The sequence below is a fragment of the Streptomyces tendae genome (genome assembly GCF_008632955.1).
Lineage (GTDB): Bacteria > Actinomycetota > Actinomycetes > Streptomycetales > Streptomycetaceae > Streptomyces.
On the sequence record NZ_CP043960.1, the window covers coordinates 64102 to 89909 of the forward strand.

Below are 25808 nucleotides of genomic sequence, written 5' to 3' on the forward strand. Positions count from 1 at the left end.
GACGGAATGAACACCGAACAGGGATCCACGATCGGCATCCTGGGCGCCGGGAAAGTGGGAACGGTGCTGGCCAGGCTGGCCGTTGCCGCGGGTCATCGCGTACTCGTCGCGGGATCGGGCACACCCGACAAGATCGCCCTCACCGTCGAGGTCCTGGCCCCCGGAGCCGTCGCGGTCACCGCGGCCGAGGCGGCGAGCCAGGCGGACGTGGTGATTCTGGCCTTGCCCCTGAGTAAATACCGGGCCGTCCCCGTCGAGGCGTTGCGGGGCAAGCTCGTCGTGGACGCGATGAACTACTGGGGCAAGGTCGTGGACGCGATGAACTACTGGTGGGAGGTCGACGGCGTGCGCGACGACTTCACCGATCCGCGCACCTCCACCAGCGAACTCGTACAGGACCTCCTGGCTGAGTCGAAGGTGGTCAAGGCGTTCAACCACATGGGCTACCACGACCTCGAAGACGGGGCTGCGCCGGCCGGAACGACCGGACGCAAGGCGATCGCCGTGGCCGCCGACGATCCGGAAGCCCTGCACCGCGTGGCCCAACTGGTCGACGAGCTCGGCTTCGACCCGGTCCAGGCCGGCCCGCTCGCGGAAGGGGTGCGCCTTCAGCCCGGAACGGAGCCGTTCGGGGCCAATGTCGGCGCCGAGGAGCTGACGGCCATGCTGAATCGCTTCCCGGCCACGGAACGCGGCCGCCTGGTCGCTGAGGCCCGTTCTGGCGCACCGACGGCCACCTCCGAAAAGACCCTCGCCTCATGAGCCATGCCGACGGTGCGGCCAAGCTCCGTGCGACGACCCCCCTGCCCCATGAGATGACCTGACCGGGGCGGCGAAGGGCTACGCCGTCGAACTTCGGGACGGTGCGCATGGTGCCCCGGCGTCCCGCAGAAGCAGACCACGCCCGGACTGTCCGCCGAACGCCCTCAGAAGATGCCCACGCCGATACAGAGGGCGTCGATGACAGCGATACCTGTGCGGAGACGACCGGGCCGACAGATCACCTCGGTGGCTCAGCCCTTCGTTCGGACAGGCGCTGTGATCCTCCGGAGTAGCATGACGACCGTGGAGCTGCGCCAATTGCGGTACTTCGTTGCTGTCGCCGAGGAACTCAACTACGCACGGGCCGCGGCCCGCCTGCGGATCGCCGGCCCGTCCCTGTCGCAGCAGATCAAAGCCCTCGAACGCGACCTGGGCGTGCGGCTGTTCAACCGCGATCGCCGCTCGGTCACCCTCACGGGAGCCGGTTCGTCCCTGCTTCCCGAGGCCCGGGATCTCGTGTCCCGAGCCGACGGCCTGCAGCATCGCGCCCGGCAGCTGTCCGGTTCGAAGCCGCTGCGGCTGGCCTACGTCCATTGGCTGCCGCCCGACCTGAGCGCCCGCACTTCCGCGGTGGCTCAGGTGCACACCGACCCGTGGGTCGCACCCTCCCACACCCAGGCGGCCCGGGTGGCGGACGGCAGTCTCGACCTCGCCGTGTGCTGGGTGCGGACCGGAGACCTGGAGGAGCTCGGCCTGCGGGCCGCGCTCGTCGGTGCCCATCGGCTGCACGCTGTCACCTCGCAGAAGGACCTGGGCGAGGTGGCTGCCGGGAACACGCTGCTCCTGCTCGACGACGACACCACCTGGCGGTCGTGGAACACCTACGCCGAGCAGGTGACCCGCGCGACCGGAGCCCGGGCGGCCTGGGTCTCCGGAAGCAGCCTCACCGGGCAGGCGTTCTTCGAGCACGTCCGTCGCAGTCGCCGCCCCGTCGTCGACAACCCGAAAAACCAGGACGCCGCCCTTCCCCCCGACCTGACACGAGTGCCCGTCATCAACCCGGCCGTCTACTGGACCTGGTCCCTTGTGTGGCGGGCTGACGACGACCGTGCCGAAGTCCGAGCCGTCGTGGAAACACTGCGCCGCGAACCGGCCGAGCTGGGAATCGACGGCCCGGGCGCATGGCTTCCCGGCGACGACCCCCACGGGCGCCAAGGTCCACGCGCGGCCCGTCGGAGTGACTCCGGCGACTGATGCCACCGGCGATCACAGGACCTGCTGACTGCCGTCGTTCGCCGAACGCGCCCGGTGCCGGCACGCCGACCGACCGGTTCCCTGCAGATGGATGTCCGGTCAATCTCGGTCAACACCCGCGCGTACGGAGTGGCGCTCCGGTCTCGGCGGGCAGAGTCGGTTCGCCGAGACCGGCTCCGCAGAAGACGTTCCCCCAGTTGCCGCCGGCGCACCGCCGGCCCCTCCCGTGGCGCCGCGGGGGAGGGCGTGCGTACTCACATGGCGACCTTCTGCAGCGCGGTGGCGAGTGACTTCAGGTCTATTCCGGCGAGGTGATCGAGGAAGTGGCGTCGCACGGCCGCCAAGTTCGTCGGCCAGGCCTCTTCCAGCCTCGCGAAGCCGGCGTCGGTGAGGACCGCATACCAACTGCGGCCGTCCTGGTCGCACCGCACACGCCGGATGAACCCCTCATTCTCCAGCCTGTGGACGACGCGAGTGGTGCCGCTGAGCGACATTTCGCACGCTGTGGAGAGGTCGCCCATGCGCAGACGGCGGTTGGATGCCTCCGACAGATGCATCAAGGTCAGGTATTCCGTGGCGGACATGCGCTGTTCCTGCATCATGTCGGCGTCTATGGAGCGTGGCAGGGCGTAGATCAGGTGGGGCAGGGACCGGACGATGGCCTCCTCGTCCGCGTTCAGCGGTCGCACCGCGGCCTCGGTCGGCGTCGGCTGGAACGTCATCAAAAGGCTCCTGTTCAGGTGGAAGGAGCCGATCGGCCGAGCCTCTTCAGTGGTCGCACCCGATCCTTCGAGCCGTTCACGGTGCGATCCGGATGTCGGCCCGCGAGGTCGACAGGGCGGGCTCCTTCCTCATCGATTGTTTGACGAAGCAATCTTAACCCACCGCTTGCACCGGCGTCTTCCCGGGGATGTCCCCGTGATCCCGAGCATGATTCTGGTCTCGACGCCTGATCGGAGCGGGCTGGGACGGCACGGCTGCCGGTGTGTGCCCTAGGCCGGCCGGTCGACGCGGACACTCCGTGTCGAACCGGTGCCGGCAGGGCGAGCCGCACGAAGTGCCGGCGCGGCACTGCCGGAACGACCCGGAAATCGGCGGCCGCCGGCCCGTGTGATCGGAGAGGTTCGGGTGCTGAGAACCGGGCGCCCGAACCCACGGGTGTCCCGGCCTGCTCCACCCTCGTCCGCCGCGCGTCAAGGGGCCGCTATGCGTTCCAGCACTTTCGCGGCGGCCGCAACGTCACAGCCTTCCAGCCGGGAGAAGATGTGGCGGCGCACACTGGCGAGGTTCGTCGGCCATGCCCGCCGCAGCATTTCCCATCCGGAGTCGGTGAGGATGGCCAACCAGGCCCTCCCGTCCTCCGGACTCCTCTGGCGCTGGACCAGTGACTGCGCTTCGAGACGGTTGACGACACGCGTCATGCCGCTGAGGGAAAGGCCGCACATGGTGGCCAGTTCGCTCATGCGCATCTGGTGGTGCGGAGCCTCGGAGAGATGCACCAGGACCGTGTACTCGGTACTGGTAATCGGATGTTCCTCGAGCATGTCCGCATCGACGACTCGAGGCAACACCGCCATTACTCTGCCCAGAGCGCGAAGGAAAGCCTCCTCGTCCGCGTTGAGGGGATTGATCGTCGTCGCGTCTGCCATGGGCCCAGTCTAATTGGCGAGTTCGTCCCTCGAAGACGCATGGATGTGTTCTCGCAGGCTTCGCAGCGGCCAGGAGAACGGGCGCGATTCAGCAGCTTCATGTGCAGTCGGTTCGGGCGCTCATCTGAGATGACCATTCGTCTTGACTGAATACGCGTGTGCTGAATGTGGGAGGGTTCCTGGTGACCCGGCGAGCCAGGAGAGGCGGACCGTTCCTTCTCGCCGTCGGCGAGCGGCGGGGCGAGGATCCGGCCGGCCAAGGCTCCCGGAATGCTTCCGGCCGCCGGGTCACAGTGGGAAGGTCTAGTCTCCCGCGACTACGGCGTCGCCTTCTTCTGCCGGAACGCCGCCGCGTGCATCGTCCGCGAGGGTGTACATGACCGAACGCTGTTGTTTGTGGCGCTGGACCCGCCCCTTGGCGACGAGCGACTCCAAGGTGTTCCGCACCACCTGTGGCGTCGGTGACCGGTCGGGGTGCTTAGCCGTCAGCTCAGCGTGCAGCTCCTTGGCGAGGCGCGGTTCCGAGTGGGCACCAAGCAGCGCCGTCAAGATCTCCCCGAGCAGAGGCTGACGCGACTTCCCCTTCGCGCCGGACTCTGCCAAAACCCTTTTGAGTCGGCGTTCCCTCAGGTGCGCCGAGCGACGTGTCGTCTGCTGCGACGGAGGCTGCGCAGGCCGTCCGGCCGGAACATGTGTGCCGGACCGTTTCTGAGCGGACGACTCCGCTGCTACGTGCAGGCCCTCGTGACGCTCAGCGAGACTCAGGATGTCGACCAGAAGGGCTTCCTCGTGCTTCAACCTCGCGAGGGCCTTGGTCAGTTCCTCCTGCTGATGTCGGTTCTCTTCCAGGTCCGACGCGGCCCGTTCGATATACCGCGACCGGAGCGTGGCGGTTGATTGGCTGGTCACAACCGTTCACTCCCTTACATGGATGATCTGGCGCATCGTACCCATGTCGCCACGTCCGAGACCGGCCTGTGTCATGGAGGTGGCCGTCCGGTCAGGCATGCGGCGCGGCCTCCGGCTCGAATGGTCGGGCCCTCGGCACCCACCACACGCCCGCCTTGCGGCACCGGGGGAGAAGAGTGCCGATCAGCCATCGGGGCCCGTTGGCTGCGCGATCGGCCATCGGGGCCCCGTTGGCTGCGGGCGGTCACGGACCGGCCCGAAGGTGTGAACCGGAGCCGCCGGCGTCTCGTGTTGCCATGTGGGAGGGGCTCGTGCGGGACGACCTCGGCGGGCGTCGCGCACGCCGAGAGTGCCGAGAGCCCACCCGATTATGTGATGCCAGGGAAGCTGCCGGCACGCGGCTGTCCGCAACGGCACTCACGGCGCACAGTGGCCCGCGTGAGTGCCGTGGAAGAAGGTCGGTTCGCGCGACACCTCACAGGTGGTCGACGTCGACGACCGCCTGCGCGAAGGCCGTGGGAGCCTCCTGCGGCAGGTTGTGCCCGATACCGGTCAGCGTTCGGTGGGCGTACTTGCCGGTGAACCGGTCGCGATACGAGGCACCGTTACCGGGGGCGGTGAACGGATCGCGCTCGGCGTCGAGGGTGATGGTGGGCACTTCGATGACGGGGCGGGTGGCGAGCTGTCGCTCGTAGCGCTCGTAGCGAGCCTCTCCGTCGGCGAGACCGAGCCGCCAGCGGTAGTTGTGGATCACGATCGCCGCATAGTCGGGGTTCTCGAACGCGGCGGCGGTGCGCTCGAATGTGGCGTCGTCGAAGTCCCACGTGGGCGAGACGGTGTCCCAGACCAGACGGCACAGGTCGTGGCGGTTCGTCTTGTTCTCCATGGCGAGGCGGCCCCGCTCCGTCGCGAAGTAGTACTGGTACCACCAGGCGTACTCCGCCTTGGGCGGGATGGGCTGCTTCTGGGCCTCGACGTTGGTGATGATGTAACCGCTCACCGACACAAGTCCCTTGACCCGCTCCGGCCACAGGGCGGCGATGATGTCGGCCGTGCGCGTGCCCCAGTCGAAACCGGCGAGCAGCGCCTGATCGATCTTGAGAGCGTCCATCAGGGCGATGATGTCCAAGGCGATGGCCGACTGCTGCGCGTTGCGGAAGGTGCGAGCGGACAGGAAGCGGGTCGTGCCATGGCCGCGCAGGAAGGGCACGATGACCCGATACCCCTGTGCCGCCAGCAGTGGGGCGACGTCGACGAAGCTGTGAATGTCGTAGGGCCAGCCGTGCAGGCAGATCACTACGGGGCCGTGCGCCGGCCCGGCCTCGGCGTAGCCGACGTTGAGGACTCCCGCCCTGACGTGCTTGATCCGGTCGAACGAGGTGTGCGTTCCGGGAGTCACGGTGGGCACTGTCGGCGCAGGCCCACCGGTACCGCTCCGGTGGCCGGTCGAGGCCTTCGCACTGGCCGGGAACCCGGCGAGTGAGACCGCGGCCACGCCGCTGCCGAGGCCGGCGGCCTTGGTGAAGGTACGCCTGTTGATCATGGGAGCCTCCGTCGTGAGTGGGCTATCGGGTGGCGGCGCTCCGACGGTCTTTCCCGGGGACGTCCGCTTCTGCGCGATGACATTTCCACATCCGACCGTCACCCGTCAAACCGGTGACGTGTACTTGTGTGCGTGTCCGCGTGGAGTGCACCGAACGCGGCGCTTGATTTGCCGGGAACACATATGTGCCACATGTCGTTGTGTGCCGTGCGGTCACACGGACGGTGGCTGCCTCGCAACCCGATTCCGACGCTACGACCACAGTCAGGCCATGGTTCAAGAAGCCGTTCGCTCGGGGCGTCAAGCGGGACGGGGGCGGTGCGGTCGCCGGTCGCCCGACCGCATCCGCCGGCAACAGGGTCGCGCGGGACGCTTTGTGTCACCTGCTTGACCGGTGACGTTGTTGGTGTCATGATCGATGCGCAACAGCGAGGCTGGGGATCACTCGTCGTCCTGTCCCTGGCGTGTCCGCCGTCGGGTCTCTGAGAAATCACATGTGCCGGGCTTACCTGCCGGGCGGTTTGTCTCACACGGCCGCCGGCTGTCCCAAGTGCCGGTACGCAAGAGGTCCGGCGTGGAGAGCGGATCGGCACACCCCCGAGGTCGGGGGAGTACACCCGCTCATCTCCCCTGCGGACCGAGTGCCGTTCCAGTCATTCCCAGCGTGACGCGAAACCGTTTCGCGAGTGAGTAAAGGAGTTCCCGATGAACACTACCGAAGGTACCGGCCAGTACTACGCCGGCCGGCGTCGCTTCCTCGGAATGGCGGCAGGCGCCGTGGCCGCTACGCAGATCAGTCTGGGCGGTCAGGCCCACGCGGTGCCGGGAGGCGGGCTCGACGGTGATGCGGCGAGCACGCCGAAGCCGGTCCCCGGGGTCCGTCCCTTCCGGATCAAGGTTCCGCAGCGAGACATCAACGAACTACGGCGCCGGGTGAAGGCGACCCGCTGGCCCGACAGGGAGACGGTCGGCGATCGATCCCAGGGCGCTCAACTGGCCCGGCTGCGCCCGCTCGTCGAGTACTGGGGCAACGGTTACGACTGGCGCAAGATCGAGGCCAGGCTGAATGCCCTGCCGCAGTTCATCACCGAGATCGACGGGCTGGACATCCAGTTCGCCCACATCCGTTCACCGCACGCGAACGCTCTTCCGCTGCTGATGACGCACGGCTGGCCCGGCTCGATCGTCGAACTGTTGAAGGTCATCGGTCCGCTGACCAATCCGACGGCCCACGGGGGGCGGGCCGAGGACGCCTTCCACCTCGTCCTTCCGACGCTGCCCGGCTACGGTTTCTCGGAGAAGCCGGCGACGACAGGGTGGAACCCGGCCCGGGTGGCGGGTGCGTTCCATGAGCTCATGCTCCGTCTGGGCTACGAGCGGTACGTCTCCCAGGGAGGCGACTGGGGTGCCATCATCTCGGAACTGCTGGCGGTCCAGCGCCCGGAAGGACTCCTGGGCATCCACATCAACATGCCTGGAACGGTGCCACAGGACGTGCTCCGGCACCTTCGCAACTTCGACCCGGCGCCCCGCAGCCTCTCCGACCGCGAGAAGGTCGCCTACGACCGGCTGCTGCACTTCTATCGCGACGGCTTCGGCTACGCCGCGATGATGAACCAGAGTGCGCAGACCATCGGGTACGCCCTCGCCGACTCTCCGGTCGCCATGGCGGCGTACTACTACGACAAGTTCGCGGAGTGGACCGACTCCGGTGGCAAGCCGGAGAAGGTCCTGACCTACGACGAAATGCTCGACGCCATCTCGCTCTACTGGTTCACCAACACCGGTGCGTCCTCGTCGCGGCTGTACTGGGAGGGCGCGCAAGCGGGCGGTGGTCCCTTCGACGCCTTCGACATTCCTACCCTGCCCGTCGCGGTCACGGTGTTCCCGGGCGAGATCTACCGCGCGCCCCGCAGCTGGGGCGAGAAGGCCTTCGGCAATCTCGTGCACTGGAACGAAGTCGACAAGGGCGGCCACTTCGCCGCATGGGAGCAGCCGGAGCTGCTGTCGCGAGAGATCCGCACGGCCTTCAGGTCACTGCGTTAGCGCGGTCCCCGGGGAAGGCGGGAGGCGACCCGGGAGCACGGTGGCCGCAGGAGGACATGCCGAGCGACCTGCCCACCATGATGAGAGGGCCGTCGCCCCTTCTCTCCGGGAAGCGAGGACGGGGCGTGCCGGCCGTGGCTGACGCGCAACGCCGGTCCTCAGGGGCGGCGTTGGGCCGCGCCGGGCGCCTGTGGCCCGGGCGCCCCTCTGACCCGGCTTATCCGGTGCCGTGCCCGCCCGCCCTTCGGGAAACTGTTCGTCATTGGTCCGATCGTTTGTCCATGGGCGTCGAGAGAGCGGCCTTGGCGGCTCGAGTCTGCTCGTCCGCCAGGACTTCGAGCCGGTCGTGCTTCAGCGCGTCCATGGTCAAGGCGGCCACCAGCTCAGGACTGATCTTCGGGGCGTCGGTCCAGGCACTGAGGTCGGTGTCCACGAACCCGGTGTGCACTCCGATCACCAGGGTGCCCTGGGCGTGCAGGCCCTTGCGCAGAGCGTCTGTCAGAGACCACTGCGCGGCCTTGGACGCCGCGTAACCGGGGAACTGGGGCTGACCGACCCAGGACGCCAGCGAGAGCATGTTGACGACGGCGCCCCCTCCCTTGCGGGCCAGGACGGGTGCGAAGGCCCGGGCCACCGCCCAGGTGCCGAAGTAGTTGACATCCATGGCCTGTCGGGCGCCGTCGAAAGGGCCGGTCAGAAGCTGGGTACCGGGTGCACCGACACCCGCGTTGTTGATCACGATGGAGACGTCGTCCGCCAGCTCCGCGGCGGCGGCAACACTGTTCGCATCGGTGACGTCAAGTCGCAGCGGCACGACGTCGGCATCCGTCACGGCGGCCGGGTTTCGCGCGGCCGCGTACACCTTCCCGGCCCCCTGGTCCAGCAGGGCCCGGGCGAAGGCGCGACCGATGCCGCGATTGGCTCCCGTCACCAGAGCGACTGCTCCCTTGATCTCCATGGTTCGTCCCCTTGATGCACGTTCGAACCGGACGTGCGCTCGACATGTGTTGACGCCGGCCCGACAGCGGAGTGCGGGTGCGGACGGCGCCTTCGCCCGTGGTGACCGGTATGAGTGGTGAGACTGGCGGCCGCGGTCCGGCCCCGAGGTATGCGGGCGCCGGATCTGCGCGGGTTAGGCTAACACTTAGGTTTATATTCGCAAGTCAAGTACATGTCGACAGTAGCCCTGCTCCGGGACGAAGCGGAACCATCTGAATTGCAAAAGGGAAGCCAAGGTGGCAGTCAGGTGGCCTGAACGGCCGGAGATGTGCCGCCGCATACGGCCGGGGGTGGGCGTTGACTGCCAAGCAGTATCTGTCCGTGAGCCGTGAGCCGTGAGCCGTGAGCCGTGAGCCGTGAGCCGTGAGCCGTGAGGCGGGGGCGTCCGGCGAAGTCTGCGGACGCGACACGGGGTCACGTATAGCTGACCGGTCACCTACGAGGTAGTGTGAGTGGGTCGGTCTGTCCGGCCCGGCGGCGCCGAGTCGCTCATCCGGCCGCGCACCTGAACAGCCCGCCCGTATCCGATCCCCCTCTGACGGCCGCCGCCTGTTGTTGCGGGCGCGGGCGACAAGAGCCGGGCCGCAGCAGCCCTTGGAGTTTCCCTTGAACACAGCCGAGACCTCAGCCGCATCGCCCAGCACCGTGGAGTTCTGGTTCGATCCCGTATGTCCGTGGACCTGGCTGACCTCCCGCTGGATGCTGGAAGTGGCCGCGCTCCGGCCCGTCCGGGTGTCCTGGAACGTCATGAGCCTCTCCGTCCTGAACGAGAACCGGCTGGACGAGCTGCCGGAACGCATCCGCGTCCTGATGGGCGAGGCCTGGGCGCCGGTGAGGGTCCTGACCGCCGCGAGACTGCAGCACGGTCCCGAGGTGCTCGAACCCCTCTACACCGCGCTCGGTACCCGCTACCACCTTCGACAGCAGCCCAAGGACCGGGCGACGCTGGAGGCCGCCCTGCGGGACGTGGGACTGCCCGTGGGCCTTGCCGACGAGGGCGACGGGGACCGGTACGACGATGAGCTGCGTGCGTCTCACCACAGGGGCATCACCCTGGTCGGCCAGGACGTCGGCAGCCCGATCATCGCCGTTCCCGGACCCGATGAGGCCGGCGACCCGGTCGCGTTCTTCGGGCCCGTCGTGAGTCCCGCGCCCAGAGGAGCGGTGGCGGCGCGATTGTGGGACGGTGTGCTCGCCGCAGCTACCACGCCGGGCTTCTACGAGATCAAGCGCACACGGGCAGGCAGCCCGGATTTCGGCTGATCCGCGCAGGTGCCTTCCAGAAGTCCGCGTAGCGGGCCCGTGCCGGACGCTCGGCACACCGCCCGGCACCAGGCGGCCGGTCGCCCGGCGGACCTTCCTGCACCCCGGGCTCCCGGCACCGCCCCCGGCCGCCGGACGGATGCATGTCCGGCGTCAGGGAGTGAGACTCCGCGAGGCCAGGTCGGCCGCGGTCGCCTCGAGTGCGCCGGAGTGCCCGAACAGACCGGGCAGGCCGCCGGTGTGCAGGAAGACGGTGCGCCGGCCGGGCGTGATGTCGCCGTCGGCCACAGCCGCGATCAGACCGGCCACGGCCCTTCCCGTGTACACGGGGTCGAGCGCGATCCCCTCGCTGCGAGCGGTCCGGTTCATGGCGTCCATGACCGGTGCGGCCAACGTGCTGTAACTCTCCCCGACCTGATCCATGCGCAGCCGCAGCGAGTCCGGCGCGAGGGGGGCGCCGGACAACTCGGAGGCCAGTGTGGCCACGGCTCCGGCTGGATCGCTCACCGCACCGCAGTGGACGCCGAGAACCCGCCGGGCGCCGAGCGCGTGCACGAGACCGGCCATGGTGCCGCCGGACCCCACGGCGACGACCACGGTGTCCAGGCCGGGGTCCTGCATGAGCAACTCGTGGCCACAGGAGGCGTAACCGCGGGCTCCCAGCGCGCTGGAGCCACCGAAGGGGATGACGGCCGGCAGGGCTCCCTCGGCCCGCAGCCGTGAGGCGACCTCCTCGGCCGCGGCGGTGAGTGCCGGACCGTCGACGGCGCCGGCCCACACGCAGGTCGCGCCGAACAGCGCGTCCAGGGCGAGGTTGCCCTGGGCCGCGATGTCGGGAGTACCCGCCAGCACCAGCACGGTCTCCAGGCCGAGACGCGCACCGGCGGCCGCGGTCAGCCGGGCGTGGTTGCTCTGGGGCGCGCCGGTCGTCACCAGATGGGTGGCTCCCTCGGCGACCGCCGCACCGCACAGCCACTCGAGCTTGCGGATCTTGTTGCCGCCGCCGCCCAGCCCCACGAGGTCGTCGCGCTTGATCCACAGGTCTTCGGCACCGAGACCGAGTGACTCGGCCAGTCGCGGCATGGGCTCCAGCGGGGTCGGCCAGGTGCCGAGCCGGACGGGCCGGGAAACATCACTCAGGGAGGTCATGATCATATGATCGCTCCTTCAGCGCTCCTCGCGTACCCACCGGGCTGTGGCGATGGCATCACGCGATCAGGACGAGGGGTCGTCCCGCTCCTGCTCCAGCGCTGTGCGCAGGGCCAGGGAGTGGCGGCCGCCCAGGCCTGCGGTGAGCAGGAGTGGGGGTACGGAACCGGACCAGCGGAGGCCGAGCGGCCGTAGCCCGCGAGAACCTCGGGCAGGCGGTATCCGTGCCCGGCCGCCGCTGCGACGAGCCTCTCGGTGAGAGTCCGCAGCTCGTCGGCGAGACCCTGACGGGCGAGCCCGAGGGCGATGATCGCGTTGTCGTGGGGTCGCTGATCCGCGAGGGTGCGGATCGTCGCCCACCTGAGGAACCGTGCTCGTCCAGTCCGCCGTCGGTGAGGATCCAGTCGACGGCACGCCGTGCGTGCGTCTCACCGTCGGCGTCGAGGCGAAGGTGCCGCTCGCCGTCGTGAGCGAGATCACGGTGGCGGGCGGTTCCCGCCACGGACGGGTGCGCAGGCGCGCCCTTGGTGTCCCGCCCGACTCCGCCGTCCACCCGGTCCTGCGCCCGCGAGGGGCGGGCGCGGCCGGTGCGTCTCATCCACTGGCCCGTCCCAGCAGCTTCTGCGTCGCCGGTACCGCGAGGTGCTTGCTCTTCAGTACCGAGGTGGCCTTGTTGCCCAGTACGAGGACGTCGCGGCCGAGCGCCGGCAGAAGAGTGGTGCCGCCGTCCGGACCCAACGGTACGGAGAAGGCGCGTACCGGGGCGGGCTTGTAGGGACGCGGCATGATGCCATGCCTGCCGTGGTCCAGCAGGACGCGAATGTTGTGGGCCGTGGCCTCCCCCTGTGCGACGGCCGACGGACTGAGCTTCGCCTCCGACACGTCGTTGACGTCGCCGATCGCGAAGATGTCCCGCTGCCCCCGGACTCGCAGGTACTCGTCCACCGTGACGCGGCCGCGCTCGTCGAGCCACGCCCCCAGCCCCGCGAGCCGGAGCCAGAGCGTGTTGGGTGTGGTGCCCGTAGTCCAGAACACCACGTCCGCGTCCAGGGAGTTCCCCGCCTGGTCCTGCAACCGCATGCCGGCGCCGCCCGCGGAGGAGACGAAGGTGTCGAGGAGCACACGCACATGGTGTCGCTCCAGCCAGGCACACGCCCGCCGGCCCATCCGTCCGGTGCCGTTGTGGGAGAGCAGCCTCTGTCCGGAGTGCGCCAGGGTGACTGTGGCTCGGGGGTTGGCCAGCCGCAGTTCCGCGGACAGCTCCACACCCGAGGGACCGCCTCCGATCACCAGCATGCTGCGCGCCCCGGCGACGCGGCGCTGGTGACCGCGGAAGGACGCCGCGGCTTCGGCGACGGTGCTCCCCGTGAAACGCGCGGGCTCCTGGTAGTCGGCGCCGGTGGCGATCACGAGCACGTCGTACGACACCGTCTGGCCGGTGGCGAGCACGACCCGGCGGTGTTCCGGTTCGATGCGCACCGCCTTGTTCCTCACGACACGGCCGTTTCCCAGGAGCGAGTCGTACGGAATGAAAGGGGAGTGGGTCCATCCGGTGTCGACGCTCGCCCGCAACGAGGCGATGCGGTGGAAGAACACCTCTTTGAGGTCGATCAAGGTGACGTCGGTGTCCGCGTCCAGTTCGCGTGCGAGGCGGACGCCGGCGTACCCACCACCGACGATGACGACGTGCCGGGTGTTCGTGGCCATGATCAGCGTGCTTCCTTCGGCTCGGACCGAGGGCTTCGGCCCATCGGTGATGCGGCACATGGTCTTCGGACGAAGCGGTTGATCGCCCGGACACACTCCACAGGTTCGGAGGCCGGTCGCCTCTCGGTACGGGGGCGGTGCCGGTCCGGCGTGGCCGATCTCCGGTCGGCCTCATGAGGCCGATCCGTCGGGCAGGGCGGATACGGCGCGCTCGTCCAGTCCGTGCGCGTGCGAAAGGGACGCACGCGCGATGGCGTACGCCCCTTCGGGCACAGATCCGGCTCCATGGGACGGCGCTGAGTGGCGGCCGTCAAGCCCGTGGCGGACGCGAGCGGGTCACTGCGAGGCGGCCAGGGTCACTCCTGCCGCCACGGCCAGGAGGGAGAACAGAACGGGGGCCGTCGCGGCTCCACGGGACGCGGCGTCCGCGTAGTCGCCCCACTTCACGTGGTACCCGATCGCGCCCAGCATCACGGCAAGCATGCCGGCGGCGGCGGCGATGCCCAGCGGCTGCCACCAGATACCCGCGATGAGTCCTGTCCCCGCGGCCACCTCGGACACGCCGATGAGCCGGACGAGACCGGCACTGAGGCCCTTGGCCATGAGTTCGTCCGGCACACTGCCCTTGAGCTGCGCCTTCGGTGCGCCCGCGGCGAGGGAGGCAAGGGCGAGGAGAACGCTGAGGATGACAGCGGCGATGTACACGGTGGTCCTTTGTCGATGAAGTCGAACGGCTGAGGTGGCCGCGTCGGGTGTGAAGGCGTTCGCCCAGGTGGGGCGGGCTGTGTGGTGCGACCCACGGACTGTGGTCAGCGGTGTGCAGCGTGAACGCCCGGATCTGCCGGAGCGGGCGCTGCGTCGGAATCCCTTCCCGGCCGTGTGAAACCTGGCGGCGGGGCGGGGCGTCACAGTTCTGGCGCAGGGTGCGGATGGTGTGACGGTCCGGATGTCGCACCCGCCGACACGTGCGCCGACGGAAACTCACGGCCGGTCAAGGCACACGTCCGGCCGTGACCGAAGGGCGGAGCAGGCAGCGCCCAGCCTCCCAGGGTGAACGGCTGTGCCCTCGACGTCCCTCTTCCGGCACCGCGGGAGGGCCGTCTTCCGTGAGACGGCCCTCCCGGCCCGGATGTGAGGTGGAAACGAGTCCCGCCTACCCCCGGGCTTCGGCACTCGCAGGTTCTATGGAGCCGTCAGGCGGCACGCAGCGGGGCGAGAGCCTTGCTCCACGCCAGGACCTGGTCCAGAGTGGCGCCCAGGGCGTCGACCTGGTGGTCTCCGGGCTTGAGAACGCTGAAGTTCTCGAAGTCGTGGAACAGCGACAGTCCGACCTGGGCGCGCACGTCGGCCATCTGCAGTTCGCCGGCGACGAGACGGAGGTGCTCGACCGCGCGGGCACCGCCCATGGCGCCGTAGCTGACGAACCCGACCGCCTTGTTGTTCCACTCCGCGAAGAGGTAGTCGATCGCGTTCTTCAGCACGCCGGACGTCGAGTGGTTGTACTCGGGCGTCACCATGATGAAGCCGTCGAAGGAAGCGATCTTGCGCGCCCACTCCTGGGTGTGCGGCTGGGAGTACTGGCCCATCGACGGCGGAAGCGCCTCGTCGAGGTGCGGAAGCTTGTAGTCGAGCAGGTCGACGAGCTCGTACTCGGCGTCGCCGCGCTTGGTGGCGACGTCGAGCACCCAGCGGGCCACAGCCTCGCCGTTACGGCCGGGACGGGTGCTGCCGAGGATAATGCCGATCTTGGTCATGCCGAGCCCTTCTTGGAGGTCATCCCGAGAACCGCACGAGATGTAGTTGTTGCGACAAGTAAGTTACCAGAATCATTTGCTTAGTCAAGTAACGCGTTGGGAACGTGGTCGCCCGGGCGTGCGGGAGAGGTGTTCCGTGCGTCCGAATCGGATGTCCGGTCGTCGGCCGGGGCGGGTCACACCGCCCGTCGCCCCGTCGTTCCATGCCGAGCCAGGAGGCCAGGGCGTCGTCGAGGTGCGGCTCGGTGCGCTCGGCGCCGGCCGCGACCCTCTCCAGGGTCCGGTCGAGGAACGCCCGCAGACAGGCGGCCTGTACCGTCAGGGCGGTTGTCCCTCCCGGTGAGCTCACCCGGATCCGTATGGTGCCCCGGCCGGACCTCAGACGTCGTGGCCTGCGCGGTACGGGCCACACCTGCACGTCCGCGAGTCCGGCCGGCCTGGACAGGCCTTCCGTCAGCAGATCTCTGGCGAACACCCATCGCGCCGGCGGTGTCACACCCGTCTCCACCACCATCCGCACCGCGTAAGGATCGGCGGCGGTGTAGCCGAAAGCGATGGTGACCGGCACGGTGACCAGCCCTTCCAGCGTCGCGGATCCCTTGCACCGGCAGGACACGTCGGGTTCCGGTGCGGGAGCCGGTCCGAGACCGGGAGGGGCGTGATGGCTCATGGCGCGCTCGTCTCGCTTTCGTCGCAGTGCCGGACCGGATGTGCCTGACGCGTGAAGCCCGCGCGCCGATGCTTCGGGGTCTGTCGGCGAATCCGCCGACGACACCGCGAACAGATGACCGGTCGACTTAATTCCTGTGTGGGCCGACGGGGTCAGCCGGGGGCATGGGGGCACTCATCATGTGCTCGCCGGGGGCCCCGCTTGAGGGGCGCCGGACGGCGGCGGCGCGCACCGAACTCGGCCGCGGAAGCCACCCGGTCACAGGTGGTCCCGCGTCCGCGCCGATCCGGCCCTGAAGGGGGAGTGTGCCTGCGCCGACCCGGTCCTTAAGGGGATCAGTGCCGGCCATGCGCCCGACGGACAGTCACAAGGGCTTCAGGGCAGCGGTCGTGGGCCCCGGGATCCGGCCTCGCCGTGCGAGCCCTCGGACGCCTTCCTCAGACGTCGGCTGAGACGTCGCGGGCGGTGCGGCGCACGAGCTGCTCGGCGACGGTTTCCAGTACCTCGTCGGAGAACGTTTTGTCGGCCACGGCCCGGGAGATGAGCACGGCGCCGACCAGCGCGCTGAGTGTCAGCATGGCCTCGGGTCCGGCGTCCGTGCTGTCGTCGTCCAGGCCTGCGATCAGGTCCAGGTAGGTGCGGACCTGCTTCTCGTAGGCCTGCTTGACGTCCCGCTCACCGCGTGCGGCGGATGCGCCCAGCGTGACCAGGGCGCATCCGGTGGCCGGTCCGTCCCGGTGCTGCTTGGCGAGGTAGGCGTCGATGAGGCCGGCTCGTGCGTTCTGCTCGTTCCGGCGTGCCGAGCGCTCCATCTTGGCCGTTCCCTCGGCCAGGGCGAATGCGGAGGCCTGGGTGATCAGGTCGTCCCGGGAGTCGAAGTGCTTGTAGAAGCCGCCGTGCGTGAGGCCGGCCTCGTTCATGAGTTCCGCGACGCCGGGCCGATCGACGCCGTCCTCGCGGATCCTGCGCGACGCGATCCGCAGCACCCGTTCGCGGGTCGCCGCCTTCTCCGCCTGCGAGTGACCCATGACGACCCTGCCTTTCGTGGGGCGGCGCAGTGTGGGAACCGCGCAACTGGATGACACACATCATACACCTATGCCCTTGATGGGCGGATTGCAGGTGTCCTCGATTGACTTTGAGGATGATGAGCGTAATCCTCAATCAGGATGATGCAAGTAATCCAGAAGCGGATTGGACGTCATGACCCGGACCTATGACCCACGCCACACGGCCGTACTGCTGGTCGATCCCTTCAACGACTTCCTGTCCGAGGGCGGCAAGATCTGGCCGCGCCTCGCACCCCTGGCGGAGAAGACCGGCCTGCTCGATCACCTCCGCGCCGTCGTCACCACCGCACGCGCGACCGGCACGCGTCTGGTCTTCGTCCCGCACCGCCGTTGGGAAGAGGGCGACTACGAGACGTGGACCCACCCCAACCCCACCCAGCTCGGCATCATGGAGCGCCACAGTTTCGCCCGCGGCACCTGGGGCGGGGAGTTCCACCCCGACTTCCAGCCGCAGCCCGGCGAGATCGTCGTCGCGGAGCACTGGGCGCAGAGCGGCTTCGCCAACACGGATTTGGACTTCCAGCTCAAGCAGCACGACATCACGCACGTCGTGCTCATCGGCCTGCTGGCGAACACCTGCATCGAGTCCACCGGCCGGTTCGCCATGGAACTCGGCTACCACGTGACGCTGGTACGCGACGCCACCGCCGCCTTCCAGCCCGAAATGATGCACGCCGCGCACGAGTTGAACGGGCCGACCTACGCCCACGCCATCACCACCACCGACGAGCTCATCGCCGCGTTCGAGGGAGCAAGCGCATGACACTGACCGGAGACCTGCTCATCGGCGGAGGCCGGGTGCCCGCCACCGCGGGCACGATGAAGGCGTTCAACCCCGCCACCGGAGAGCTCATCGAGCCCGAGTTCGCCTTCGGAGGCCCCGCCGAGGTGGACCGCGCCCTGCGCCTCGCGGACGAGGCGTACGACACCTACAGCGGCACCGGACTGGAAGAGCGAGCGGCGTTCCTCGAACTCATCGCGGACAAGCTCGAGGCGGCCAAGGAGGAACTCGCGGCGCGGACCTCACTGGAGACCGGGCTGCCCGCCGCGCAGTTCGAGGGTGAGGCCGTGCGCAGCGCCGGAGTCTTCCGCAAGTTCGCCGCCGTCGTGCGCCAGGGACGCTTTCTCCAGGCGGCCATCGACCCCGCCCAACCGGATCGTCTGCCCGCTCCGCGCCAGGACCACCGGCTGCAGAAGGTGGCCCTCGGCCCCGTGGTGATCTTCGGCGCCAGCAACTTCCCGATCTCCTACTCCGTCACCGGCGGTGACACCGCCTCAGCTCTGGCAGCGGGCTGCCCCGTCGTCCTCAAGGCCCACAACGCCCACCCGGGGGCCGCCGAGATCGAAGGCCGCGTCATTCAGGAGGCCGTCGCCGAATCCGGCCTGCACGCCGGCGTGTTCTCCCTGGTGCGCGGCCCAGGCAACGAGATCGGCGAGGCGCTCGTGGACCACCCGCTCGTCAAGGCGGTGACCTTCACCGGATCCGAGACCGGCGGCATGGCCCTGTACCGCCGCGCCCAGCAGCGCCCGGACCCCATCCCGGTCTTCACCGAGATGACCAGCGTCAACCCGACCTTCGTCCTGCCCGCCGCCCTCGCGGCCCGCGCCGCCGAGATCGGCACCGGCCTGGTGCAGCGCGGCATGTACAACGTCGGCCAGGCTTGCCTCAAGCCCGCGGTCCTCCTCGCCGTCGAGGGGCCCGGCTACGCCGAACTGCGCGACGCGGCCGTCGCCGAGGTGGAGAAGTGGGCCGCACGCCCCATGCTCACCCCCGGCATACACGATGCCTACACGCACAATGCCCAGCGTCACCAGGACAACGGCGCGATCCGGCTCGGTCAAGGAGACGGTCCCGTCGGAGAGACGGACGGGCAGGCCCTTCTGCTCGAGGTCACAGGACAGCAGCTGCTTGCCGAACCCACCCTGCGCGAGGAGGTCTTCGGCCCCGCTCTCCTGCTGGTGAGGGTCGCCGACACGGAGGAACTGCTCGAAGCGGCCCGGGCTTTCCGCGGACAGCTCTCGGCCACCCTCCACGCCGACACCGCCGACCGTCCCGTCGCCGGACGACTCCTGCCGATCCTGGAACGCCGTACCGGGCGGATCGTGTTCAACGCCTTCTCGATCCCCCAGGAGGTCTCGTACGCGTCCACCCACGGCGGACCCTTCCCGGCCACCTCCGACAGCCGTTTCACCTCGGTCGGCATGGGGGCGATCGACCGCTTCATCCGTCCGGTCACCTACCAGAACTTCCCGGACGACCTCCTGCCTCAGTCGTTGCGCGAGGACAACCCCCTCGGCCTCTGGCGTCTGGTCGACGGAGAACTCACCCGACGCTGACCCCGGCACGGGTCCCGCCCGCCAGGGGGCGGGCCCCGCCCTTCCGCGAGAACAGGAGTGCTCCATGTGCGCATGGAATCCGGCCGCCGAAGACGACGAGCGTCAGGCGCGTGACGACGTCCACATGAACCTGCTCGGTGCGTGGCAGCTCGTCTCGTACACGGCCCACGGAGCCGACGGGGAGGTCATCCACCCCCTCGGCCACACCCCGTACGGCTTGATCATCTACACCCCGGAGGGGTACATGTCCGCCCAGCTGGGACGCGGTGACCGGCTCCCGCTGAGCACGCCACGGCTGGAGGAGGCGACGCCCGACGAGCTCGCCGGGGCGGCCGCCGCATACGTGGCCTACGGCGGGCCGTTCGAAGTGGTCGATCGGCACACTGTGAAGCACCACGTCACCACGAGTCTTTTCCCCAACTGGATCGGACGGACCCAGGTGCGCACGGTGCAGTTCGCCGGCTCGTTCCTGCGACTCGGCGTCAGCACTCCCACACGGATCTGGGGTGCCGAACGTACGGCCGAGCTGACCTGGAACCGGCTCGTCTGACGAGCGGTCCACTCAGGGGTTCTCCGGTGAGCGTCCTGGCCGGCCCTCCGGCCGCCGCCGTCCAGCTCGGAACGAGCCGGTACCCGTCCGCGCGGCCGCAGAGGTGATCGGACACTCCGGTCCCGGCCGGGGCCGACCCTCCGGCCCCGGCTGTCACGCCCCTGCCGTCGTGTCGCCCGGTGCCGACGCCTCCGGACGAGGCCGTGTCGGCGACCCGGCGGCCACGACGCCTCCACCCGTCCACCCTGAACCGTGCTCATGAGGAAACAATGACCAGCGCAGCCACCCGCCCAGGCGTCAAACGGGGGACCATTCCGGTCTTCGCCACGGCGACCGCGATCACCGTCTCCAACATCTACTTCGCCCAGCCGCTCCTCGACGAGATCGCCCACAGCTTCCACACCTCGGCCTCCACCGCGGGGCTGGTGGCCACCGCGGGGCAGATCGGCTACGCGCTGGGCATCGTCACCGTCGTGCCGCTCGCGGACGGAGCCAGGCTCCGCCGGTTGTCCACCGTGCTGCTGGTGATCACCACCCTGGGCCTTCTCGCGGGTGCGCTCGCTCCCTCGGTCGCCCTCTTGAGTCTGGCGGCCCTCGTGCTCTCCACCAGCACGGTACTGCCGCAGGTCATCATGCCGACCGTCGTGTCCATGGCGTCCGCCGGCAACGCGGGGCGCGTCCTTGCGGCGGTGGGTACGGGGCTCACCCTGGGGGCCCTGCTGTCACGCACCGCCGCCGGGCTCATCGCCGAGGCGACAGGAACCTGGCGAGCCGGGTACGGCGTCGCGGCCCTGGCCACCGGCGCCCTTCTCCTGGTGCTGCCGCGCTACATGCCGGCTGACCCACCGGCACTCGCCAGGCACGAGGTGAGGTACGCCCGCCTGCTGGGCTCCCTGCCCGCGTTGATCACTCGGCACGCGTCGCTGCGCGTCTCGGCGGCGTTGGGCGCGACCGTCTTCGCGGCCTTCTCCGCCTTCTGGTCCTCACTCGCCTTCCACCTGACCGCGCCGCCGATCGGACTGGGGCCCGCCGTGATCGGGCTGTTCGGTCTCTTCAGCGTCCCGGGTGCCCTGGCCGCGCGGTACTCGGGGCGGCTGGCCGACCGATGGGGGCCGTTGCGGGTCAATGTCCTGGCGCTCACTTCGGCGGCGTTCGCGTTCGTCCTGTTCGCGGTGGCAGACCGGTCACTGGTCCTCCTGGCCGTCGGCTGCAATCTGCTCGGCTTCGGTACGACCAGCAGTCAGGTGGCCAATCAAACCCGCGTCTTCGCCGCACAGCCGGCCCTCCGAGCCCGCCTCAACACCGTCTACATGTTCTCGGTGTTCGCCGGAGGTGCCGTCGGATCCTCCGTCGCGGCGACGGCCTTCTCCACGTTCGGCTGGGCCGGCGTGGTGGCGACGGGCCTGGGCTTCCTCCTGCTCGCGGCGATCTCCCTCACCTGGCACACCACGAGGCGAACCGGCCGTAGCCCGGCCGGTCGGCCCGCCCAGACCGCGTCCGTCCGGGAAGCGGTGACCGGCAGTGGCACGGCTCGGGTCGGTGGCCGGTGACGCTGACACCCCGACGTGACCGCGGGACGGGCGCCCCTCGCGTGTATGCAGCAACGCCCAAGCGTCCGAGCCCGCGGATTGCGATGACCGGTCAAGTCCACGACCCGGACGACGGAACGAAGCGTGTCCGGCGACTGGCACCTGGCTCACGCCGGGCACGCCCGCCCATCCTGAGACTCTTTTTCCCATCCAGGTGCTAGATTGGAAAACAGGTTTCAGACCAGGCGTCCGCTGATCGGGACGCGGGAGGGGCTCTCCTGCCCGGCTCGCCCGGACTCGGCGCTCATCACCGGCGTCCGCCTGCAACAACCTGACCCCTCATCACCGGCCCGCGGCGCACAACGCCCGCGCGATCATCAGGAGATCCATATGAGTTCCCAGGACCAGTTCACAGTCGAGGAGGTCAGCCCTTCCTACTGGCGGGTCACCTTCTCCAACGGGGAGATCAACCTGATCGACCCCGACACCATCGAGCAGCTCGCCGCGTTGATCACCCGCATCGAGCAGGCACCCGAGCTGACGGCCGTCGTCTTCCGCAGTGCCAACCCGGACTTCTTCATGGCGCACTGGGACATGCAGTCCGACCGTGCCCGGGTCGCCGCCATGCAGCCCGCGCCCTCCGGACTGCACCCCTTCGCCGACAACCTGTACCGGCTCGCGCGGGTTCCAGCCGCCACCATCACCGAGATCGACGGCCGTGCTCGCGGGGCGGGCAGTGAGTTCGTCCTGGCCACGGACATCCGTTTCGCCGGACCGGGCGCCGTCCTCGGACAGTTCGAGGTGGGCGTCGGAGCGGTCCCCGGCGGCAATCCCACCGGCCGCCTCCCCCGCCTCGTGGGCCGGGGCCGGGCTCTGGAGATCCTGCTCGGCGGCGACGACTTCCCCGCCGACCTCGCTGCCGCGTACGGCTATGTGAACCGTGTGGTGCCCGGCGGCGAACTCGAGCCGTTCGTGGACGGATTCGCCAGGCGCATCGCAGGGTTCGACAAGGTCGCCGTCGCCCGGATCAAGTCCTTGGTGGACGTGGAGTCCCTGCCGACGCAGGAGTCGTACGGCGCGAGTCTGCAGGCCTTCTTCCAGACCTCCGGACGTCCCGAGAACGCTCACCGAGTCCGCTCCCTCTTCGAGCGCGGACTCCAGCGCCCCGACGGGGTGGAGCTCGACCTCGGCCGCCGCCTGGCCGAGTGAACGGCGGCGGGCCGTAGGCCCGTCCGGCTGGATCACGGTCGCCGCCATGAGGGGGCCCGCGGCGACCGTCCAGCAGTACCCGCGGGCCCCGCAGTGCTGGCTGACGCGGAAGGGCGGAGGGCGTGACGTTCACGCGAAGTGACGTGGAGATACCGGCCGAGGGCGCGACCCTGGGGGGGATGGCTGTTCATACCCGATGGCGCCGAGGAGCCATTGCCGGCCCTCACCATGACCATCGGCCTCGGTGGGATCAAGGATCAAGGGCTCGAACCCTTCGCCAGCGCCTTCGCCGAAGCGGGTTGCGTCGTGCTCGCCCACGACCACCGGACCTTCGGAGCCAGCAGCGGTACGCCGCGGCACGACGTGAACCCGTGGCAGCAGATCGCCGACTGGCGCCGCGCGATCTCCTACCTCGAGTCGCGTCCCGAGGTCGACGAGCGGCGCATCGGCCTGTGGGGTACGAGCTTCGCCGGTGGCCATGCGCTGGTCCTCGGCGCCACCGATCGCCGGCTGCGGGCCGTCGTGGCGCAGGTTCCCATGATCAGCGGGTTGCAGATCGGACACCGCCGCGCTCTCCCCGAGCACCAGACGGCGGTCGAGCGGCGCTACGACGAGGATGAGCGCGCCCAGCTGCGAGGCAGTGCACCGGCGACGGTCACCATCGTCAGCAAGGACCCCGATGTCCCCGCCCTCTACCGCGACCCCGACGTCGTCGACTTCTACCTGCGGCCGTACGACTCGGACGTCCAGTGGGAGAACAAGCTGACTCTCCGGTCGAGCCGGAACAGCCGTATGTACGAGCCCGGGGTCTACATCGACAAGGTGTCTCCGACACCCCTGCTGATGATCGTCGGCACTCATGACACCATGACCCCCACCGACATCGCGCTCGCGGCCTACGAGCGTGCCCTCGAACCCAAGCGGCTCGAACTGATCCCGGGCGGGCACTTCGCGCCCTACCTCGAGGAGTTCGACTCGGCGCGCGCGGCGGCCGTCGAATGGTTCGGGAAGTATGTGTCCTGAACGGCCCTCTTTTCGCGTGCGGATGCCGGCCGCCGTTGCGCATCTCGTCCACCGGGCGGTAGCGCTGCTGGAGCCAGGGGGACCGCTGCGGTGTGACACGGGTCCCCTCGCCGGGCAACGCGAACAAGACGGTCGGTCGTCTACTATGGTGGAGAAGGGTCCGCGAGGTGACGGCCATGGGGTCATCGCCAGGACGACCGAGCGGCCGGCCACCGGATGCCAGCCACCTCCGCCCCTAGGAGATACACATGATGCGTGTCGAGATGTGGACCGATGTCGCCTGCCCGTGGTGCTACGTCGGCAGGAAGCACTTCACTGAAGGGCTTGCGGCCTTCGCGCATCGTGACCAGGTGGAGGTCGTGCACCGGTCCTTCGAGCTCAACCCCAAGGCCGAGAACGGCACGGTGCCGATCATCGACGCGGTCGCGGCCCAGTACGGCCGCACCCGCGAGCAGCAGGTCGCGCGAGAGCGGCAGGCCGCGGACATGGCGAACGCCGTGGGGCTGGACTACCGCATCGGTGGGCGCGTCTTCGGCAACACCTTTGATGTGCACCGGCTCTCGCACTTCGCCGGTACGCACGGCCTGCAGGGCGAATTCCTGGACGAAGCCTTCCGGGTCAACTTCGCGGAGGAGGCGTCGATCTACGATCGGAACACCCTGTTGGGCCTGGCCGTGAAGGTGGGGCTGGACGAGGCGGAAGTACGCGAGGTGCTCGACGATCCCGAAGCGTTCGCCGAGGACGTGCGGTCCGACGAGCGACTCGCCGCCGAACTGGGCGCCAACAGTGTCCCCTTCTTCGTGCTGGAGCGGCGGTACGGCGTGAGCGGGGTTCAGTCGTCCGGCATGTTCACGCAGGCGCTGGAGCAGGCATGGGCGGATCGTCCGGCCGCGTGACGCGCCCATCCGGCTGCCCGCGGTTCGGCGCCGGTGATGCCATGGTGCGCCCCCCTGTGTGCCGCGGCGAAAGCGACTGGTCAGAGTGATGATGTCGCTCGGGGCCTCGTCCGCGTCGTGGTCGAGGCCCTGCGGACCTCGGTGGCAGCAACTGCCCTCACGAGGACCGATCGTCAGGGGAGCACTCGGGCGGTGAGTCGGGCGTAAGGGAAACGGTGCGCTGCCGGTCCGGCACCCCGTTTCACGAAGCCAGCATGAGCAGCTTCTCGTGGGACGGGGTCCCGGTCTCGGCGGACCAGACGACGAGTTGCTGCTCGCCACTGGTGGTCGAGGTGAGAGCGTCCCAGCCGAGGGTCAGCTCGCCGACGACCGGATGATCGAGTGTCTGAGTGCCGACGCCGTGGACCGGCACATGCCGGGCGGCCCACCAGGTGCGGAAATCGTGGTCCTGTACCGACAGTTGGCCTACGAGGGCCGAAAGACGCGTGTCGTGGGGGTCGCGGGCGGCCTCGATGCACAGCTGGGCCACGCAGGCGCGGGCAACGCCCTCCCAATCGACGTACAGCGCTCGCATGGCCGGATCGGTGAAAAGCAGAACTACATAGTTCCGGTACTTCTCCGATATCGCCGAGAAGTCGGTGATCAGTGCTGCGGCAAGTGGATTCCAGGCGAGAATGTCCATTCGACGGCCGAGGATCATCGCAGGGCTGGTATTCAGATCTTCGAGAATGCGAAGCAGCCGGGGGTGCGCTTTTTGTGCGGCCCGTCGGACGGGGCGGCCGGAAATCCGTCCGGCCAGGCGGTACATGTGAGTGCGCTGCTCGTCGTCCATATGCAGGACACGCGCGAGTGCGTCCAGAACCGGCGCTGACGCCTGGCTGCGGCCTTGTTCCAGTCGGATGTACATGTCCGTGCTGATCTGCGCCAGATTGGCGACCTCCTCGCGTCGGAGTCCGCTGACACGACGACGGCCTCCACTGTCGGGTAGTCCGACGGTAGCGGGACTGAGAGCTGCCCGGCGGGCCTTCAGAAAGGCACCCAGTTCCCCGGGGCGCGCACCACTGCTCATAACCCCCACTGTAATCGGTGCGCAGGTGTGGTCGCATTCTCCGGTCCCCGGTTTTTTCCGAACCAATTATGTCAGGCATTGTTCCGGGTGCCGTCGAAGCGTTGCCATCGGTCTGCGCCTCGACGGCTCGGTGAAGATTGCCTCACTGCCGGCCAAGAGCGTCCTGCGCGCGACTCCGTGGAGTGACCGCGCGGTCGGCGTTGTGGGAGGGAAATGGACATGGGCCGCGCGACTTGCCGTACGGACGGCTCTGACAGCTCGTCACGACGGAAGGACTGAGGGGAGGTCAGGCACCACCGCGGACGGCATCGCCACCCGGCGACGCTTCCCGGCCACCGGCCGGCCGGACGGCAAGTCGGTGGCCGCGACGAGGTCCACCCACGTCCCATCACTGCTGCGCCGGGGAGTGGGCGGTGACCG

The 25808-nt window shown here is 69.1% G+C and carries 23 protein-coding genes; 11 read left to right on the plus strand and 12 right to left on the minus strand.

Translation table 11 applies throughout. The annotated features are described in order from the left end of the window. Positions 1-6 precede the first annotated feature (6 nt). Both F3L20_RS31950 and F3L20_RS31955 read left to right on the plus strand, forming a co-directional pair. Positions 7-762, plus strand: coding sequence for an NADPH-dependent F420 reductase (locus F3L20_RS31950; RefSeq protein ID WP_150157608.1), 756 nt, complete (start codon positions 7-9; stop codon positions 760-762). Positions 763-1056: 294 nt separating this feature from the next. Further along, a complete protein-coding gene (locus F3L20_RS31955; RefSeq protein ID WP_150157609.1) occupies positions 1057-2016 on the plus strand; it encodes a LysR family transcriptional regulator in 960 nt (319 codons plus the stop codon). Between the two features lie 254 nt (positions 2017-2270). Here the strand turns inward: F3L20_RS31955 and F3L20_RS31960 are convergent, their stop codons facing one another. The 4 genes from F3L20_RS31960 to F3L20_RS31975 all read right to left on the minus strand — a co-directional run bounded on the left by F3L20_RS31960 (position 2271) and on the right by F3L20_RS31975 (position 6117). Beyond that, positions 2271-2738 (minus strand): MarR family winged helix-turn-helix transcriptional regulator, encoded by a 468-nt coding sequence (locus tag F3L20_RS31960; RefSeq protein WP_150157610.1) that lies wholly within the window; start codon positions 2736-2738, stop codon positions 2271-2273. A gap of 471 nt (positions 2739-3209) precedes the next feature. Continuing rightward, positions 3210-3665: a MarR family winged helix-turn-helix transcriptional regulator gene (locus F3L20_RS31965; RefSeq protein WP_145828882.1), complete on the minus strand. Its 456-nt coding sequence runs from the start codon at positions 3663-3665 to the stop codon at positions 3210-3212. 303 nt (positions 3666-3968) lie between these two features. Continuing rightward, complete coding sequence (locus F3L20_RS31970; protein WP_206338957.1) at positions 3969-4574, minus strand: hypothetical protein; 606 nt, start codon at positions 4572-4574, stop codon at positions 3969-3971. A 475-nt stretch (positions 4575-5049) separates the two neighbouring features. Next, the gene (locus F3L20_RS31975; RefSeq protein WP_150157611.1) at positions 5050-6117 is read right to left on the minus strand and encodes an alpha/beta fold hydrolase; all 1068 of its coding nucleotides are present in this window, start codon (positions 6115-6117) and stop codon (positions 5050-5052) included. Between the two features lie 705 nt (positions 6118-6822). Here F3L20_RS31975 and F3L20_RS31980 point away from each other — a divergent pair. Beyond that, on the plus strand, positions 6823-8163 hold the full coding sequence (locus F3L20_RS31980; RefSeq protein ID WP_240811011.1) for an epoxide hydrolase family protein: 1341 nt from the start codon (positions 6823-6825) through the stop codon (positions 8161-8163). A 259-nt stretch (positions 8164-8422) separates the two neighbouring features. Here F3L20_RS31980 and F3L20_RS31985 read toward each other — a convergent pair whose 3' ends face one another. Next, positions 8423-9121 carry an SDR family oxidoreductase gene (locus F3L20_RS31985; protein ID WP_150157612.1) on the minus strand — a complete coding sequence of 233 codons (699 nt, stop codon included), beginning with the start codon at positions 9119-9121 and terminating at the stop codon, positions 8423-8425. 647 nt (positions 9122-9768) lie between these two features. Here F3L20_RS31985 and F3L20_RS31990 point away from each other — a divergent pair. Continuing rightward, on the plus strand, positions 9769-10425 hold the full coding sequence (locus tag F3L20_RS31990; RefSeq protein ID WP_167534732.1) for a DsbA family protein: 657 nt from the start codon (positions 9769-9771) through the stop codon (positions 10423-10425). 153 nt (positions 10426-10578) lie between these two features. On the opposite strand, the gene F3L20_RS31995 is transcribed toward F3L20_RS31990, so the two are convergent. The 6 genes from F3L20_RS31995 to F3L20_RS32025 all read right to left on the minus strand — a co-directional run bounded on the left by F3L20_RS31995 (position 10579) and on the right by F3L20_RS32025 (position 16733). Further along, the gene (locus F3L20_RS31995; protein ID WP_150157613.1) at positions 10579-11574 is read right to left on the minus strand and encodes a D-cysteine desulfhydrase family protein; all 996 of its coding nucleotides are present in this window, start codon (positions 11572-11574) and stop codon (positions 10579-10581) included. A gap of 594 nt (positions 11575-12168) precedes the next feature. Next, on the minus strand, positions 12169-13281 hold the full coding sequence (locus tag F3L20_RS32005) for an NAD(P)/FAD-dependent oxidoreductase (RefSeq protein ID WP_150157614.1): 1113 nt from the start codon (positions 13279-13281) through the stop codon (positions 12169-12171). 336 nt (positions 13282-13617) lie between these two features. Next, positions 13618-13986: a DoxX family protein gene (locus tag F3L20_RS34200; protein ID WP_167534733.1), complete on the minus strand. Its 369-nt coding sequence runs from the start codon at positions 13984-13986 to the stop codon at positions 13618-13620. Positions 13987-14474: 488 nt separating this feature from the next. Next, positions 14475-15035 carry an NADPH-dependent FMN reductase gene (locus F3L20_RS32015; RefSeq protein ID WP_145828876.1) on the minus strand — a complete coding sequence of 187 codons (561 nt, stop codon included), beginning with the start codon at positions 15033-15035 and terminating at the stop codon, positions 14475-14477. A 19-nt stretch (positions 15036-15054) separates the two neighbouring features. Further along, the gene (locus tag F3L20_RS35780; protein WP_150157616.1) at positions 15055-15705 is read right to left on the minus strand and encodes an SsgA family sporulation/cell division regulator; all 651 of its coding nucleotides are present in this window, start codon (positions 15703-15705) and stop codon (positions 15055-15057) included. A gap of 437 nt (positions 15706-16142) precedes the next feature. Continuing rightward, on the minus strand, positions 16143-16733 hold the full coding sequence (locus tag F3L20_RS32025; RefSeq protein WP_150157617.1) for a TetR/AcrR family transcriptional regulator: 591 nt from the start codon (positions 16731-16733) through the stop codon (positions 16143-16145). 175 nt (positions 16734-16908) lie between these two features. Between F3L20_RS32025 and F3L20_RS32030 the strand changes: the two genes are divergently transcribed. From F3L20_RS32030 to F3L20_RS32060, 7 genes are all read left to right on the plus strand, one after another. Next, a complete protein-coding gene (locus F3L20_RS32030) occupies positions 16909-17538 on the plus strand; it encodes an isochorismatase family cysteine hydrolase (RefSeq protein WP_150157618.1) in 630 nt (209 codons plus the stop codon). Further along, positions 17535-19112 carry an aldehyde dehydrogenase (NADP(+)) gene (locus tag F3L20_RS32035; protein WP_150157619.1) on the plus strand — a complete coding sequence of 526 codons (1578 nt, stop codon included), beginning with the start codon at positions 17535-17537 and terminating at the stop codon, positions 19110-19112. Before F3L20_RS32030 ends, F3L20_RS32035 begins: the two co-directional genes overlap by 4 nt. Before the next feature lie 64 nt (positions 19113-19176). After that, positions 19177-19662 (plus strand): lipocalin-like domain-containing protein, encoded by a 486-nt coding sequence (locus F3L20_RS32040; RefSeq protein ID WP_150157620.1) that lies wholly within the window; start codon positions 19177-19179, stop codon positions 19660-19662. 269 nt (positions 19663-19931) lie between these two features. Further along, positions 19932-21212 (plus strand): MFS transporter, encoded by a 1281-nt coding sequence (locus F3L20_RS32045; protein WP_150157621.1) that lies wholly within the window; start codon positions 19932-19934, stop codon positions 21210-21212. 369 nt (positions 21213-21581) lie between these two features. Continuing rightward, a complete protein-coding gene (locus F3L20_RS32050) occupies positions 21582-22400 on the plus strand; it encodes an enoyl-CoA hydratase/isomerase family protein (protein WP_145828869.1) in 819 nt (272 codons plus the stop codon). A 228-nt stretch (positions 22401-22628) separates the two neighbouring features. Next, positions 22629-23423 carry an alpha/beta hydrolase gene (locus F3L20_RS32055; protein ID WP_150157622.1) on the plus strand — a complete coding sequence of 265 codons (795 nt, stop codon included), beginning with the start codon at positions 22629-22631 and terminating at the stop codon, positions 23421-23423. Between the two features lie 251 nt (positions 23424-23674). Beyond that, positions 23675-24319, plus strand: a complete 645-nt coding sequence (locus F3L20_RS32060; protein WP_150157827.1) for a DsbA family oxidoreductase — start codon at positions 23675-23677, stop codon at positions 24317-24319. Between the two features lie 241 nt (positions 24320-24560). Here F3L20_RS32060 and F3L20_RS32065 read toward each other — a convergent pair whose 3' ends face one another. Next, on the minus strand, positions 24561-25388 hold the full coding sequence (locus tag F3L20_RS32065; protein WP_150157623.1) for a helix-turn-helix domain-containing protein: 828 nt from the start codon (positions 25386-25388) through the stop codon (positions 24561-24563). Between the last annotated feature and the right edge of the window lie 420 nt (positions 25389-25808).

Excerpts from the sequence above, each read along its gene's own strand:
- F3L20_RS31965 (WP_145828882.1), bottom strand. The coding sequence starts at position 3,665 with ATGGCAGACGCGACGACGATCAATCCCCTCAACGCGGACGAGGAGGCT.
- F3L20_RS32025 (WP_150157617.1), bottom strand. The coding sequence starts at position 16,733 with ATGGGTCACTCGCAGGCGGAGAAGGCGGCGACCCGCGAACGGGTGCTG.
- F3L20_RS32045 (WP_150157621.1), top strand. The coding sequence starts at position 19,932 with ATGACCAGCGCAGCCACCCGCCCAGGCGTCAAACGGGGGACCATTCCG.
- F3L20_RS32015 (WP_145828876.1), bottom strand. The coding sequence starts at position 15,035 with ATGACCAAGATCGGCATTATCCTCGGCAGCACCCGTCCCGGCCGTAAC.
- F3L20_RS32060 (WP_150157827.1), top strand. The coding sequence starts at position 23,675 with ATGCGTGTCGAGATGTGGACCGATGTCGCCTGCCCGTGGTGCTACGTC.
- F3L20_RS31960 (WP_150157610.1), bottom strand. The coding sequence starts at position 2,738 with ATGACGTTCCAGCCGACGCCGACCGAGGCCGCGGTGCGACCGCTGAAC.
- F3L20_RS31975 (WP_150157611.1), bottom strand. The coding sequence starts at position 6,117 with ATGATCAACAGGCGTACCTTCACCAAGGCCGCCGGCCTCGGCAGCGGC.
- F3L20_RS32050 (WP_145828869.1), top strand. The coding sequence starts at position 21,582 with ATGAGTTCCCAGGACCAGTTCACAGTCGAGGAGGTCAGCCCTTCCTAC.
- F3L20_RS32040 (WP_150157620.1), top strand. The coding sequence starts at position 19,177 with ATGTGCGCATGGAATCCGGCCGCCGAAGACGACGAGCGTCAGGCGCGT.
- F3L20_RS31950 (WP_150157608.1), top strand. The coding sequence starts at position 7 with ATGAACACCGAACAGGGATCCACGATCGGCATCCTGGGCGCCGGGAAA.
- F3L20_RS35780 (WP_150157616.1), bottom strand. The coding sequence starts at position 15,705 with ATGAGCCATCACGCCCCTCCCGGTCTCGGACCGGCTCCCGCACCGGAA.
- F3L20_RS32035 (WP_150157619.1), top strand. The coding sequence starts at position 17,535 with ATGACACTGACCGGAGACCTGCTCATCGGCGGAGGCCGGGTGCCCGCC.
- F3L20_RS31995 (WP_150157613.1), bottom strand. The coding sequence starts at position 11,574 with ATGACCTCCCTGAGTGATGTTTCCCGGCCCGTCCGGCTCGGCACCTGG.
- F3L20_RS31955 (WP_150157609.1), top strand. The coding sequence starts at position 1,057 with ATGACGACCGTGGAGCTGCGCCAATTGCGGTACTTCGTTGCTGTCGCC.
- F3L20_RS32065 (WP_150157623.1), bottom strand. The coding sequence starts at position 25,388 with ATGAGCAGTGGTGCGCGCCCCGGGGAACTGGGTGCCTTTCTGAAGGCC.
- F3L20_RS32030 (WP_150157618.1), top strand. The coding sequence starts at position 16,909 with ATGACCCGGACCTATGACCCACGCCACACGGCCGTACTGCTGGTCGAT.
- F3L20_RS32005 (WP_150157614.1), bottom strand. The coding sequence starts at position 13,281 with ATGGCCACGAACACCCGGCACGTCGTCATCGTCGGTGGTGGGTACGCC.
- F3L20_RS31980 (WP_240811011.1), top strand. The coding sequence starts at position 6,823 with ATGAACACTACCGAAGGTACCGGCCAGTACTACGCCGGCCGGCGTCGC.
- F3L20_RS31985 (WP_150157612.1), bottom strand. The coding sequence starts at position 9,121 with ATGGAGATCAAGGGAGCAGTCGCTCTGGTGACGGGAGCCAATCGCGGC.
- F3L20_RS32055 (WP_150157622.1), top strand. The coding sequence starts at position 22,629 with ATGACCATCGGCCTCGGTGGGATCAAGGATCAAGGGCTCGAACCCTTC.